The organism is Stenotrophomonas sp. STEN038, assembly GCF_056759895.1.
Genome location: NZ_JBRRDW010000030.1, coordinates 1 through 13,426, shown reverse-complemented (window position 1 = coordinate 13,426; position 13,426 = coordinate 1). Strand labels below are relative to the sequence as shown.

The following is a 13,426-nucleotide window of genomic DNA, read 5'->3' as shown; positions in this document are numbered from 1 at the left end:
ACGCATCAAGGGTTCCAGCACAGCCAGCTTCGCGGCTTACGCCGCTCCCACAGTCAGATGCCAGCCGGCAAACGCAGCGCTTACCCGGGCTACGTCAGGCTTGTGCTGCATACTCAGCGTGGGCTCAAGCTCAAATTGTGCGCGGGCTGACCTGGCAGGAATGGGGTTGGCCGGCCTTCCACCCAGTCGTCGTGGCCTGCGCCCCAGAACGGCGACAGCGGATGGCCGCTCTGGCCGCCGGGCATGTGTACGATGCCGTCGGCTTCGTGACCGGGCGACACCACCATGCGTTCGGACGCACCAAACTTGGGCCCAACCACGCGCGGCATGTTGTCGTCGCCAGCCAATGGTTGGGCCGGCATGCACAGCCAGCGCTTGAATAGACCCGGCAATGCCATCGAGACCGGATGGCAGATCGCGGCGGTGTTGCGCTCGCCCCAGCTGCGTTGCGCCAGATCCGGGCCCTGTTCGGCCAGATCTTTTTCCAGTTGACGGGCGCTGTCGGCCAGCAATGCATCCCAGCTCTTATAAGGCGGTGGCAACAGGTGCGGCGGACGTTCGCTGAGCAAGGGCCATAGCAGGCCTTCGAACTGGGCCAGTTTGGGTGGGATGTAACGTTCGCCCAACTGTTCCCTGGCCGGTGCCAGCAGCGCGCCTTCCATGTTGTCCATCAGGATCCCGCGGAAGCCGCGCGCCATCCGGTAGCTGACGGAATCGGTGGAAGCGCGGCCCTGCCACTGGCGGCTGGCGGCTTCCAGTCGCTTCAGCGCCGGATCATCGCTGTGCTCGACGGTCTGCCGCAGCAGCTTCCACCAACGTTCCATCAGCAGGGCGCGGTCATCCAGCTGGATTGCCAGCAGGTCACTTTCCTTGAAGCTTTCGCGGGCGAACAGGCCGTCGCGGATCTGCTTGGCGCGTGCACCGAAGTCATAACCGCCGTCACCGGCCTCGACCAGCGCGGCGCCATCGAGCACGCGGCCATTGGCTGTCCATAAACGGTGATCGGGTGGGTCGATCAGCGCGGGTGCCTGATCGGTGCGGATCGGCCACGGTGCGCAGTTGGCCTGCGCCGCTGCATCGGCATGGCAGCTCGGGTCACGCGCGGGGCGCGCGCCGATCAGGCGCCAGGCGATGCGCCCGCTACGGTCGGCGACCAATAGATTCTGTGCGGGGATGCCGGAGCGATCGGCTACTGCAAAGGCAGCGTCGAGATCGGCGGCCTTGGCCATGTCAGCGAAATCCAGACGCACGGCGCCAGCCTGCTGGCCAACCCAACGCAGGGCCAGCAGTTGCCCGTCGGGTTCGTCATGCAGGATCGGGCCCCAGTCGCTTTCGCGTACCAGCAGCAGCTCCGGGCGCGCCCCGGCGACGGCGATGGACTCGTTGACGGTGCGCAGCGGGGTGTTCGCGGGCAGGGTGGTGTAATCGGCGGTGTCGATGTAGCTGTTGGTGAAGGCCCAGGCTACCCGCGTATTGCTGCCGACAATGACTGCAGGCAGGCCGGGCAGGGTGAAACCAGCAACATCGACCTTGCCTTCCGGCGCGGTCGGGTCGGCATAGCGCAGGCGTGCGCGGAACCAGATGTTGGGCGCACGCAGGCCCAGGTGCATGTCGTCGGCGATGATGGCGCGGCCGTCTTCGGTCAGAGCGCCGGCTACTGCGAAGTTGTTGCTGCCTAGGACATCAGAGTCCGCCGCGACCGGCGCAGGTGGCGCCGTGCCAGCTTGCTTGCGCAGGTCCAGCGCTGCCGCATCTGGTAACACCGCATCGCCACGGGGAGCGCCAAACAAGGGCGCATCCCAGCTGCTGCCGTCGTGGGCGAGCAATGCATACAGGGCTGGCGGCACCACGCTACGGATGCGTGCCATTGCCAGCTCGCGGGTATTGGTTGGGTCCTGCAGATCGGCGTACATCGCCAGCCCGGTCAGCACCGAGTCCTCCAACTCCCAAGCGCGCGGTTGCTGGCGCAGCAGCAGGTATGGCCAGGGCCGGACCGGCAGCGCGGCAAGGCCGGCATTGACGCCGTCGCGGTAGGCCTCGATGACGCCGCGTTTGTCGCCCAAGGCCGCGCCCAGGTTCTGTTGGGTATGGGCGCGCAGGCGTTGCACGCGCATGCGTCTGTCCAGCGGCAGGGCCTTGGCGCCGAACAGCTCGGACAGCTCGCCGGCGGCCGAACGCCGCATCAGGTCCATCTCGAAGAAGCGCTCCTGCGCGTGGACATAGCCCAGGGCGCGGGCCATATCGGTCTCATTGGCGGCTTCGACGGTGAGCACCCCCAGCGCGTCGCGCTGGATGCTGACCGGCGCAGACAGCCCCGGCAGGGCCAGCTCCCCATCCAGCTGAGGCAAACTCCCGCGCAGCAATCCCCAGATGACCAGCAGCACTACCAGCAAAAGCCCCAATACAACCCAAAGCGAACGCAGCAGCCAACGCAGCACAGGCCTACCCCCGGTAGCGGTTCTGTGGCGATTGTAGACAGCTTGTGAAGCCGAAAGAGAGGGAATCGCAACTGAAAGTGATTCCGATTAGATCATTGGGTTTTCAGATGGGGCACCCTATGCACCATCGAATCATCAGGAGCACCCCCATGCAGGGCAAAGCCGAAGTCATTGAGTGCCTGAAGGAGCTGCTGCGCGGCGAACTGGCTGCGCGCGACCAGTACTTCATCCATTCCCGTCGGTATGAAGATCAGGGCCTGCTGGCGCTGTACGAGCGTATCGGTCACGAGATGGAAGAAGAGACCGAGCACGCCGATGCGCTGCTGCGTCGCATCCTGTTCCTGGGCGGCAACCCGGACATGCGGCCGCACGCGTTCGAGCCGGGCGTGACCGTGATGGAAATGCTGGAGAAGGACCTGCAGGTCGAGTACCAGGTTCGCGCCAACCTCGCCGCCGGGGTGAAGCTGTGCGAAGCACAGGGTGACTATGTCAGCCGCGACATCCTGCTGCTGCAGCTGCGTGACACCGAGGAAGACCATGCCTGGTGGCTGGAGAAGCAGTTGGGCCTGATCAAGCGTATTGGCCTGGAGCTTTACCAGCTGAGCAAGATGGACGCCAAGGGCACCCCGGCGCATTGATCCTGCGGTGCGGGCTGGCGGGAATCACGCGACTTGAGGCAGCGACCCCCGTGTGAGGCCCGCCTTTGGAGCGGGGGCATCCTGCTTTGCCGTCTCTGCTCACAGTGCCGTGCCTGGGGCAGAACGGCCACTGCTCTGGCAGGTATGAAGGCTTGAAAGCCAGAGCGGAGCTCAGAGCTATTCCCGCATTTGCGGGAATGACGGCATGAGAGCCAACACCGAAGTGTTCTGTGCAGTATTGCCAGCATCAGACTGGCAATGCTGCGGTAACTGCGCTCGAGAAGGAAATGCCGTGATCAACGGATCAGTCCGTAGATGATCCGGTTCCAGCTGTTCTCACGACGTAGTGTCTGTTGCTCGCTGAGCTGTGCCGAGTCCACCAGCTTGCCCATCACGGACTTTGACGGGTAGATATTCGGATCATTGGCCACTTCGTGATTGATCCAGCGGGTGGATGCCGCGTTTGCATTGGCGTAAGTGACATGGTTGGTGATATCGCTGATCACCTTGGCGTCCATCAGGTAGTTGATGAACTCATGCGCAAGCGCTGGGTTCTTCGAATTCTTCGGAATGGCGACCACGTCCATCCAGCGCAATGCGCCTTCGCGGGGGATCAGGTACTTGATGTTCCTGGGCCTGCCGCCCTTGGCAAGCTCTTCTGCCCGCGCCTGCGCCTGCCCAATATCGCCGGAATAGCTGAGTATCACGCATAGCTTGCCCGACGCCAGGTCGTCGATCAGCTCGACCGAGCTGCCAAACGTGCGGATGTAGGAGCGTACATCCAGATAGGCATCCTGCACGGCGTCCATGTTTTCCGCCGTGATGGCGTTGGCATCACGGCCCAACCATATCAGCGCTGCTGTATGGCCTTCCTCGTCATCATCGATGATGCCGATGCCGCATTCCGAAAGTTGGGACGCGATAGCGGGCTTGAACAACAGGTCCCACGTGGCCATGTCGAAATCTGGCCCCAGAATTGCCTGAACCTTGTCGGTGTTGACGCCAAGCCCGGTGGTGCCCCAGAGGTACGGAACGAGGTGAGCGTTTCCGGCATCCGGTCCGGTGAGGCCATCGAGTGCATCCCTGCTCAGGTTCTGCCAGTTGCTCAGTGCGGTTTTGTCCAGCGGACGCAGCAGGCCTTGCCTGATCTGATCCGCTGCATACGGGCGTGCCGAGGGGAAAACCACATCGTAGGCATCGTTGTTTTCGCGCAGCTTCTGATCAAGCACGCCATTGCCGCTGAACAGCTCGTACCGCACGCTGACCCTGAATTTCTTTTCGAAATCGCGGATGGTGTCTGGTGCAACATAGTCTGGCCAGTTGTACACGTTCAGTACACCACCAAGGGCGGTTGGGGCCGCCGGTGCCTCTGCTGTGCTTGGGAAATCGCTGCCGCCGCACGAAATCAGCGACAGCGATACAGCGGCCGAAAGTAGCTTTTTCAATCCTTGTCCCTTGGCGATATTGAAGCGCGGCGTGCCGAGCGCAATTCGCCAGTGAGCAATCGTGCTGTCCCCGGCCCGGCATTGGCCGTGGAGGAAAAGCACTTGGCTGGATGGCAATCTTGTTCGGTGTGGTGTTGAAAACTTTCGTATTTTCGATAGGGCTGGCCGGAGTGGACATCGGACCAGTCTCAAAATCGCTGTTGGCCAAGCGATTTGGTGCGACTACGTTGGTAGGGGCAGCAATGTGGCTCGCGGCCAGGGGGCATGATCTGCGGCCACCGCATGGCGCAGCCGCGCAGCGGTACCGACGGACATCTGTACTGGCAATGTGGCAAGAGGCGGTGATCTGTCGCGGCAGGCGCCGAGGGCCTTGGGCGTTGTGGCACTGCGCATGCGCGCTTGATCGGATGTGCCGATATGGCCCCCACGAGAGGGGCATTTCCGCTACTGGGAGCGTTGCGTCAGCTACGGAATAGTTGATAGACCGTGGTGGAGAGCGCCGTCACACCGTCTGCGCGGAAATCCGGTTGTTGATCCAGGATGTCGCGACGTTCCATCACGGTGGCGAGCCATGGCGTCGCGAACAGGCGCAGCACTTCGGCTTGTTCGACAGAGAATGGAGGGCCCTGCTTTTCGTCCTGTGGATACTCGAGCGTTATCAGTATGCCGCGGCAATCGACCGGCAGTTGGGCATACAGCGTGTCGCGGTAATGCTGGCGCAGTGGTGGCGGTAGCGCGATCAGGGCGGCGCGGTCATAGACGGCGGCTACATCGGCCAGCAGACCAGCGTCCAGTGCAAATGCATCACCGCAGATGATTTCAATCGGCCCGGCGCTGTAGTGCTCGCCGTACTGGCTGCTGTGGTGCTGCGGAGTGATGTCGGCTTCGGCAAAGAACTGCTCGATCGCCATCGGTGATAGTTCAACCCCAAGGACGCGGTGGCCTTGCGCGGCCAGCCAGTGCATGTCCAGGGTCTTGCCGCATAGCGGTACCAGCACGCGGCTGCCTGCCGGGAGTTGCAGCTCGGGCCAGTGCTTCTGCAGCAGTGGCATCACTTCGTTGCGATGGAAGCCGATTTGACCGTTCTGCCAACGTTGCAGCCAGAAGTCGGGTTGCATGGGGGTCTCCGCTTGCGTTGCCGGTGGTTTGTAGGAGCGGCGTGAGCCGCGAAGCTGAGAGCAGTGGATCAATGGTGATTCGTGGTTGCTGGTGCTGTTTGGATTTGTGGCTTCGCGGCTTACGCCGCTCCTACAAAAGCGAAATAAAAAAGGCCGGGCATTGCCCGGCCTTCTCTGTTTACTGGACTTCCAGCCCTTCGACCTTCTGCCAACCCCGCGGCAGCAGATGCCCGCGCGTCGCCCGCGTTCCCAGATACGTCTCCAGGTCCTTGAACGACAGGTTCATGGTGCGCTGGCCACTGCGTACCTGCAGAGTGTTGCCCGGGCTTACCGCGACCACCGCGACCACGCGCTCGGTGGAGAGCTTGGCCTTGGGGATCTCGATGATCTTGTTGCCCTTGCCCTTGTCCAGCTCAGGCAGCTCGCTGGCCGGGATGGCGAGCATGTTGCCGGCGCTGGTGACCGCGACGATGCGGTCGGTTTCCGGGTTGGCGACCAAGGACGGGGTCAGGACCGCCGAACCGGTGGACAGGTTGAGCATAGCCTTGCCGGCCTTGTTGCGGCCGGTCAGGTTCTCGAAGCGGGTGACGAAGCCATAACCGTGCGTGGAAGCCAACACGAAGCGGGTGTTGTTGTCGCCGCTGGCTACGGTGACGAAGCTGCTGCCCGATGCCGGTGAGAAGCGACCGGTCAGCGGCTCGCCATTGCCACGTGCCGAGGGCAGGGTGTGGACCGGCGTGGAGTAGGCACGGCCTTCGGTATCGAGGAAGGCCACCTGCTGGGTGCTGCGGGTACGTGCCACCGCCAACAGGCTGTCGCCATCGCGGTAGTTCAGGGTCGAACCGTCGACGTCGTGGCCCTTGGCCGCGCGAACCCAGCCCTTCTCCGACAGCACCACGGTCATCGGCTCGCTGGGCACCAGCTCGGTCTCGTCGATGGCCTGGGCGGCACCGCGCTGCACCAGTGGTGAGCGGCGCGCGTCGCCGAACTTCTTGGCGTCGGCCAGCAGTTCGTCCTTGACCAGCTTCTTCAGCTTGGCGCTGCTCTGCAGGATCGAGAGAATCTTGTCGCGTTCCTTGGCCAGCTCATCCTGCTCGCCGCGGATCTTCATTTCTTCCAGGCGCGCAAGCTGCTTGAGCTTGGTTTCCAGGATGTACTCGGCCTGGTCTTCGCTCAACGCGAAGCGCGCGATCAGCGCGGCCTTGGCATCGTCCTCGGTGCGGATGATGCGGATCACTTCGTCCAGGTTGAGGAAGGCAACCAGCAAGCCCTCCAACAGGTGCAGGCGACGCTCGACCTTCTGCAGGCGATGGTTGAGGCGGCGGGTGACCGTGTCCTGGCGGAAGCGCAGCCACTCGCTGAGCAGCATCTTCAGGTTCTTGACCTGCGGACGACCGTCCAGGCCGATGACGTTGAGGTTGACGCGGTAGCTGCGCTCAAGGTCGGTGATGGCGAACAGGTGGCCCATCAGCTGCTCGGCGTCGACGCGGTTGGAGCGCGGCATCAACACCACGCGCACCGGGTTGGCATGGTCGGATTCGTCGCGGATGTCTTCCAGCCACGGCAGCTTCTTGGCGCGCATCTGCGCGGCGATCTGCTCGATCACCTTGGACGGCGAGACCTGGTGCGGCAGCGCATCGATGACGATGTTGCTGCCTTCCTTCTTGAAGGTGGCGCGTGCGCGCACGCTGCCGTTGCCGGTCTCGTAGATGTTCCGCAGGTCCGACGGCGAGGTGATGATCTCGGCGGTGGTCGGGTAGTCCGGGCCCTTCACGTGCTCGCAAAGCTCGGCGACGGTGGCGTCCGGCTCGTCGATCAGGCGCACCAGTGCGCTGACGATCTCATTGAGGTTGTGCGGCGGTACGTCGGTGGCCATGCCCACGGCGATGCCGGTGGTGCCGTTGAGCAGCAGGTGCGGCAGGCGTGCCGGCAGCCAGGTCGGCTCTTCCAGGGTACCGTCGAAGTTCGGGGTCCAGTCGGTGGTGCCCTGGCCCAGCTCGCCCAGCAGCACCTCGGCAATCGGGGTCAGCTTGGATTCGGTGTAACGCATGGCCGCGAACGACTTGGGGTCGTCGCTGGAGCCGAAGTTGCCCTGGCCCTCGATCAGCGGGTAGCGGAACGAGAACGGCTGGGCCATCAGCACCAGTGCCTCGTAGCAGGCGCTGTCACCGTGCGGGTGGTACTTGCCGATGACGTCACCGACGGTGCGGGCGGATTTCTTGGGCTTGGCCCCGGCACCCAGCCCCAGTTCGCTCATCGAATAGACGATGCGGCGCTGCACCGGCTTGAGCCCGTCGCCGATGAACGGCAGGGCGCGGTCCAGCACCACGTACATGGAGTAATCAAGATAGGCGCGTTCAGCGTATTCGCGCAGTGGCTGCTGTTCGAAGCCATGGTATGCGGGGCGTGCAGAATCAGTCATTGCGGGTGGGTGCTACCTGTTGTGCGGGGCCAAGGCGGGGACCGCCGGCTGCCTGATCCGACGATTATCCGGATGCCGACGACGATGCCAAGCGCGGCGACTGTCCGGGTGAAGGTGGTGCCATCGATTCACTACATATGTGTAACGATGAATTCATTTCTTGATGGAAATATTCCGTAGAATATATTTCCAAATGGAAATAAAATGCCGCCCCATGACTGAATCCTCTTCTGTACCCCCCAGCTTTGGCCTGCTGCTGCGCCAGGTGGGCGACGGGCTGGTACGCCAGCTCGACGCGACCATGGCCGAGGAAGGTCTGGGTATTGGCTTCACCCATTACGTGGGCCTCAAGGTGCTCTCGCAGATGGCGCCGTGTACAGCGGCCGAGCTCGGCCAGGCCATCAACCAGGTGCCCAGCGCGGTGACCCGCCTGCTGGATCGGCTGGAGGCGTTGGGTGCGGTGCGCCGCGAGCCGCATGCGCAGGACAGAAGAGCCTTGCAGATCGTAGTGACCGACGAAGGTCACGCGCTGTGGCAGCAGCTCAAGGTACGTGGTGACCGGATCATTGATCTGGCACTGGGTGACCTGACTGCCGCCGAGCGTGACCAATTGTTTTCTCTGTTAGCCCGGGTACGGGATGCCCTTTCTCCCCCATGAAAACTTCTCCTTTGAACTACGCGCGCCCGTTGTTGCTGGGCGCGTTGGTGTTGGCGCTTGGCGCCTGTGCCAGCAGCCGTGGCCTGCAACCGCAGGGCCATCTGCTCGATGCCGACAGCCTGCAGGCCGGGCGGAGCTTGGCCGGAGCGTCGCTCAGCGCCGCCGGTTTCCCTGCTGCCGATTGGTGGCGTGCATTTGCTGACCCGCAGTTGGATGCGCTGGTCGCCGAAGGCCTGCGTAGCAATCCCTCACTCGAAGCGGCCGATGCACGGCTGCGCCAGGCGCAGGCACAGGCGTCCGGTGCCAATGCCGAGCGCAAGCCCAGCCTGTCGCTGGCACCAGGCTATACCGGGCTGACCTTGCCCGAATCGATGGCCGGTGACCTCGGCGGCGATTACATGGGCAGCGTGCAGGCGGTTGCCAATTTCAGCTACGGGGTTGACCTGTGGGGCGGAAAGCGTGCGAACTGGGAGGCGGCGGTGGACAGTGTCCATGCCTCGACGGTGGACGCGCAGGCGGCGCGGCTGGACCTGTCGGCTGCCATCGTTCAGGCCTACGTGCAGTTGGCCCATGCCGGTCAGCTGCAACAAGTCGCCAATGACGAACTGACGCGTGCCGAAAAGACGCTTGAGCTCACCAACCAGCGCCGCCGCGCCGGTATCGACAGCAACCTGCAGGTCACCCAGGCACAGGCCCGGTTGCCACTGGCGCGCCAGCAACAGCTGGCCGCGCAGCAGCAGATCGATTCCGCCCGCAACGCCTTGGCGGCGCTGCTGGGGCAGGGTCCGGATCGCGGCTTGGATATTGCTGTTCCCGACGAATTGAATCCGCTGGCCCTGCAGCTGCCAAGCGTGTTGCCCAGTGAACTGCTGGGTCGTCGCCCGGACGTCGTCGCTGCGCGCTGGCGCGTGGAAGCGGCAGACAAGCAGATCAAGGTCGCCAAAACCCGCTTCTATCCCAGCCTCAACCTGACCGCGCTCGGCGGCGTGGTGTCGAAGAACCTGGACAGCTTGCTGCAGAGCGGCTCCACCTTCGGCCTGCTGGCACCGGCGCTGAGCCTGCCGATCTTCGACGGTGGCCGCCTGCGTGCAGGCCTGGCTGGCAGCGATGCCGAGTACGATCTGGCGGTGGCCAACTACAACCACACCGTGGTCGAGTCGCTGCGCGATGTGGCTGACCAGGTGACCGCACTGCGTTCGCTGGCCGAGCAGGTGCAGGCCCAGCAGCAGGCGCAGGCTACCGCGCAGGCCGCCCATGACCTCGCCCAGCAGCGCTACCGCGCCGGCATCGGTAATTACCTTGATGTGCTCAGCACGCAGGACCAGTTGCTGCGCAGCCAGCAGCAACTGAGCAATCTGCAGTCACAGCAACTGCTGTCCTCGGTGCGCCTGAGCGCGGCACTGGGCGGAGGCTTCCAGCCTGACGCAGTTGCCGAACCTGCTGTTGCCATCAACGCCCATTCGAATTCCTCAGACGCCTCCCCCCAATGAGCCAGACCTCCTCCCCCGAAGCGGCAGCCGCCGCTCCCAGCCGTCGCGGCAAGCTGCTGCGCGGCCTGTTGTTCGTGATCCTGATCCTGCTGGCAGCATTTGCTGCGTGGTACTACTTCCTGGGCCGCTGGGCCGAGGAAACCGACGACGCCTATGTCGGCGGCAACCAGGTGCAGATCACCCCGCAGATCACCGGCACCGTGGTGTCCATCGCCGCCGATGACGGCATGAAGGTGGAGCAGGGCCAGCTGCTGGTGCAGCTGGACCCGGCCGATACCGAAGTGGCGATGCAGCAGGCGCAGGCCAACCTCGCCAGCACCGTGCGCCAGGTGCGCGGCCTGTACCGCAGTGCGGAAGGTGCACAGGCGGAATTGAACGCGCGGATGGTATCGGTGAAGCGCGCACGCGAAGACTTCGCCCGTCGTCGCGATCTGGCTGCCAGCGGTGCCATCTCCAATGAAGAACTGGCCCATGCCCGTGACGAGTTGGCCGCTGCCGAAGCCGCCGTTGCCGGTTCGCGCGAGACCGTCGAGCGCAGCCGCGCGCTGATCGACGACACCGTCATCGCCACCCAGCCGGACGTGCAGGCCGCTGCGGCGCAGCTGCGCCAGGCCTATCTCAACAACGCACGTGCCGGCATCGTTGCGCCGGTCACCGGTTATGTCGCACGTCGCTCGGTGCAGGTCGGCCAGCGCGTGCAGCCGGGTGCCGCCTTGATGGCGGTGGTGCCGGCTGAGCAGATGTGGGTGGATGCGAACTTCAAGGAAACCCAGCTGCGGCACATGCGCCTGGGCCAGGAAGTGGCGCTGCGCTCGGACCTGTACGGTGGCGACGTCACCTACACGGGCCACATCACCAATCTTGGCCTGGGTACCGGTTCGGCGTTCTCGTTGCTGCCGGCGCAGAACGCCAGCGGCAACTGGATCAAGATCGTGCAGCGCGTGCCGGTGCGCATCACCGTCGATGCCAAGCAGCTTGCCGAGCATCCGCTGCGCCTGGGTCTGTCGATGAAGGCCGAGGTCAACCTGCACGACCAGAAGGGCACGGTACTGCCGGCTGACGTGGCCAAGGGCACGGTGTACGGCACTGAGGTTTATACCAAGCAGCTGCATGATGCCGACGCCATGATCCACAGCATCATCCAGGACAACCTGCCGCCGTCCACGCGCGCCAGCTGAGGTCACCATGTCCGCTCAAGCTCCCACGGCGCCGGCCACGACGGTCGGCGCAGGGCCAGCCAATGTTGCGTTGTGCACGGCCGGCCTGGCGCTGGCCTCGTTCATGCAGGTGCTGGATACCACCATCGCCAACGTCTCGTTGCCGACGATCGCCGGCAACCTTGGTGCCAGTTCGCAGCAGGCGACCTGGGTGATCACTTCGTTCGCGGTCAGCACCGCGATTGCCTTGCCGCTGACGGGGTGGTTGAGCCGCCGCTTCGGTGAAGTGAAGCTCTTCATCTGGGCGACCATTGCGTTCTCGATCGCTTCCTTGTTGTGCGGCATCGCCCAGAGCATGGGCATGCTGGTGGTGTCGCGCGCGCTGCAGGGATTCGTGGCCGGGCCGATGTACCCGATCACGCAGTCGCTGCTGGTCTCGATCTATCCACGGGAGAAACGCGGGCAGGCGCTGGCCTTGTTGGCGATGATCACCGTGGTTGCGCCGATTGCCGGGCCGATCCTCGGTGGCTGGATCACCGACAACTACAGCTGGGAATGGATCTTCCTGATCAACGTGCCGTTGGGCGTCATCGCTGCGGCGATTGTCGGCAGTCAGCTGCGTCATCGCGTGGAAACCACTGAGCGGCCGAAGATGGATTACGTCGGCCTGGTCACCCTGGTGATCGGCGTCGGCTGCCTGCAGCTGATGCTGGACCTGGGCAACGAGGAAGATTGGTTCAACTCGACCAAGATCGTCGTGCTGACCTGCATCGCTGCGGTGATGCTGGCGGTATTCGTGATCTGGGAACTGACCGACAAGGACCCGATCGTCGACCTGAAGCTGCTGCGGCATCGCAATTTCCGCGCCGGCACGCTGGCGATGATTGTGGGTTACGCCGCGTTCTTCTCGGTGGCGTTGATGATTCCGCAGTGGTTGCAGCGTGACATGGGCTACACCGCGATCTGGGCCGGTCTGGCCACAGCGCCACTAGGCATCCTGCCCATCATGGTGGCGCCGGTGCTGGGCAAGTTCGGCCACAAGGTGGACATGCGCTACCTGGCGACGATCGCGTTCTTCGTGTTGTCGATGACCAGTTTCATGCGCTCGGGCTTCAACCTGCAGGTCAACTTCGAACACGTTGCTGGTGTGCAGCTGCTGATGGGTGTTGGTTTGGCGCTGTTCTTCATGCCGGTGCTGCAGATTCTGCTGTCCGACCTTGATGGGCGCGAGATCGCCGCCGGCTCCGGCCTGGCGACCTTCCTGCGGACCTTGGCGGGCAGTTTCGCGGCGTCGCTTACCACGTGGTTGTGGGCGCGTCGTACCCAGCAGCACCACGCTGATCTGACCGAGCATGTGTCCTTGTACGATCCGGGCATGCATCAGCAGGTGACCGCGATGGGGCAGGGCGACCTGCAACATGGTGCGGCGGTGCTCAACGAGATGATCAACCACCAGGCCTCGCAGATGGGTTTCAACGACATCTTCCTGCTGCTGGGCTGGGTGTTCCTGCTGATCATCGGCCTGGTGTGGCTGGCCAAGCCGCCGTTTGGTGCGGGCGCTGGTGCAGCGTCGGCAGGCGGGCATTAGCCCCGCTTGTTGTAGGAGCGGCGTAAGCCGCGAAGCCGATAGCAATGACGCTACAGCGAAGCCCGCAATCGGAAAGATTGCGGGCTTCGCTTTGTGTAACGCCGAGCCATGCTCGGCAATGGCCTTACCGGTAAAGCCCCTGCCGAGCATGGCTCGGCACTACGGGGGGGGATTGTCGGTAAGGCTTCTGCCGAGCATGGCTCGGCACTACAGGTAAAAGCTGCGGGCACAAAAAAACCCGCTTTCGCGGGTTGTTTCGTTTGAGTCGTGGTGCCCGGGAGAGGACTCGAACCTCCACGGAGTTGCCCCCGCTAGCACCTGAAGCTAGTGCGTCTACCAATTCCGCCCCCTGGGCGACTCAGGAGCGAGATTATGTAGGACGTTTCTGGTGCCGTCATCTGGTTTGTGAAGATGGGGCTGCGCCGCTTGGCTCCCTCCCTTTGCCGCAGGCAAGGGGAGGGCAGGGGAGGGG

General features: G+C 63.8%; 9 protein-coding genes and 1 tRNA gene. 5 read left to right on the top strand and 5 right to left on the bottom strand.

What is annotated here, in order from left to right; all coding sequences use genetic code 11:
* Positions 1-113: 113 nt before the first annotated feature.
* Positions 114-2,438 carry a penicillin acylase family protein gene (locus ACVOLS_RS13260; RefSeq protein WP_481545972.1) on the bottom strand — a complete coding sequence of 775 codons (2,325 nt, stop codon included), beginning with the start codon at positions 2,436-2,438 and terminating at the stop codon, positions 114-116.
* 149 nt (positions 2,439-2,587) lie between these two features.
* Here ACVOLS_RS13260 and ACVOLS_RS13255 point away from each other — a divergent pair, with 149 nt between their 5' ends.
* The gene (locus ACVOLS_RS13255) at positions 2,588-3,076 is read left to right on the top strand and encodes a bacterioferritin (RefSeq protein WP_481545971.1); all 489 of its coding nucleotides are present in this window, start codon (positions 2,588-2,590) and stop codon (positions 3,074-3,076) included.
* A 296-nt stretch (positions 3,077-3,372) separates the two neighbouring features.
* Here the strand turns inward: ACVOLS_RS13255 and ACVOLS_RS13250 are convergent, their stop codons facing one another.
* The 3 genes from ACVOLS_RS13250 to parC all read right to left on the bottom strand — a co-directional run bounded on the left by ACVOLS_RS13250 (position 3,373) and on the right by parC (position 8,061).
* Positions 3,373-4,713 (bottom strand): extracellular solute-binding protein, encoded by a 1,341-nt coding sequence (locus ACVOLS_RS13250; RefSeq protein ID WP_481545970.1) that lies wholly within the window; start codon positions 4,711-4,713, stop codon positions 3,373-3,375.
* Between the two features lie 269 nt (positions 4,714-4,982).
* Complete coding sequence (locus ACVOLS_RS13245) at positions 4,983-5,639, bottom strand: thiopurine S-methyltransferase (RefSeq protein ID WP_481545969.1); 657 nt, start codon at positions 5,637-5,639, stop codon at positions 4,983-4,985.
* Positions 5,640-5,817: 178 nt separating this feature from the next.
* Positions 5,818-8,061, bottom strand: a complete 2,244-nt coding sequence (parC, locus tag ACVOLS_RS13240) for a DNA topoisomerase IV subunit A (RefSeq protein WP_481545968.1) — start codon at positions 8,059-8,061, stop codon at positions 5,818-5,820.
* 214 nt (positions 8,062-8,275) lie between these two features.
* On the opposite strand from parC, the gene ACVOLS_RS13235 reads away from it, so the two are divergent.
* From ACVOLS_RS13235 to ACVOLS_RS13220, 4 genes are read left to right on the top strand one after another with little or no spacing between them, the layout of a single operon-like run.
* Positions 8,276-8,719: a MarR family winged helix-turn-helix transcriptional regulator gene (locus ACVOLS_RS13235; RefSeq protein ID WP_481545967.1), complete on the top strand. Its 444-nt coding sequence runs from the start codon at positions 8,276-8,278 to the stop codon at positions 8,717-8,719.
* Positions 8,716-10,209: an efflux transporter outer membrane subunit gene (locus ACVOLS_RS13230; RefSeq protein ID WP_481545966.1), complete on the top strand. Its 1,494-nt coding sequence runs from the start codon at positions 8,716-8,718 to the stop codon at positions 10,207-10,209. Before ACVOLS_RS13235 ends, ACVOLS_RS13230 begins: the two co-directional genes overlap by 4 nt.
* Positions 10,206-11,387: a multidrug transporter gene (locus ACVOLS_RS13225; protein WP_481545965.1), complete on the top strand. Its 1,182-nt coding sequence runs from the start codon at positions 10,206-10,208 to the stop codon at positions 11,385-11,387. Before ACVOLS_RS13230 ends, ACVOLS_RS13225 begins: the two co-directional genes overlap by 4 nt.
* 7 nt (positions 11,388-11,394) lie before the next feature.
* Positions 11,395-12,954, top strand: coding sequence for a DHA2 family efflux MFS transporter permease subunit (locus ACVOLS_RS13220; protein ID WP_481545964.1), 1,560 nt, complete (start codon positions 11,395-11,397; stop codon positions 12,952-12,954).
* Positions 12,955-13,222: 268 nt separating this feature from the next.
* On the opposite strand, the gene ACVOLS_RS13215 is transcribed toward ACVOLS_RS13220, so the two are convergent.
* Positions 13,223-13,309 (bottom strand) — tRNA-Leu (locus ACVOLS_RS13215).
* Positions 13,310-13,426: the final 117 nt, after the last annotated feature.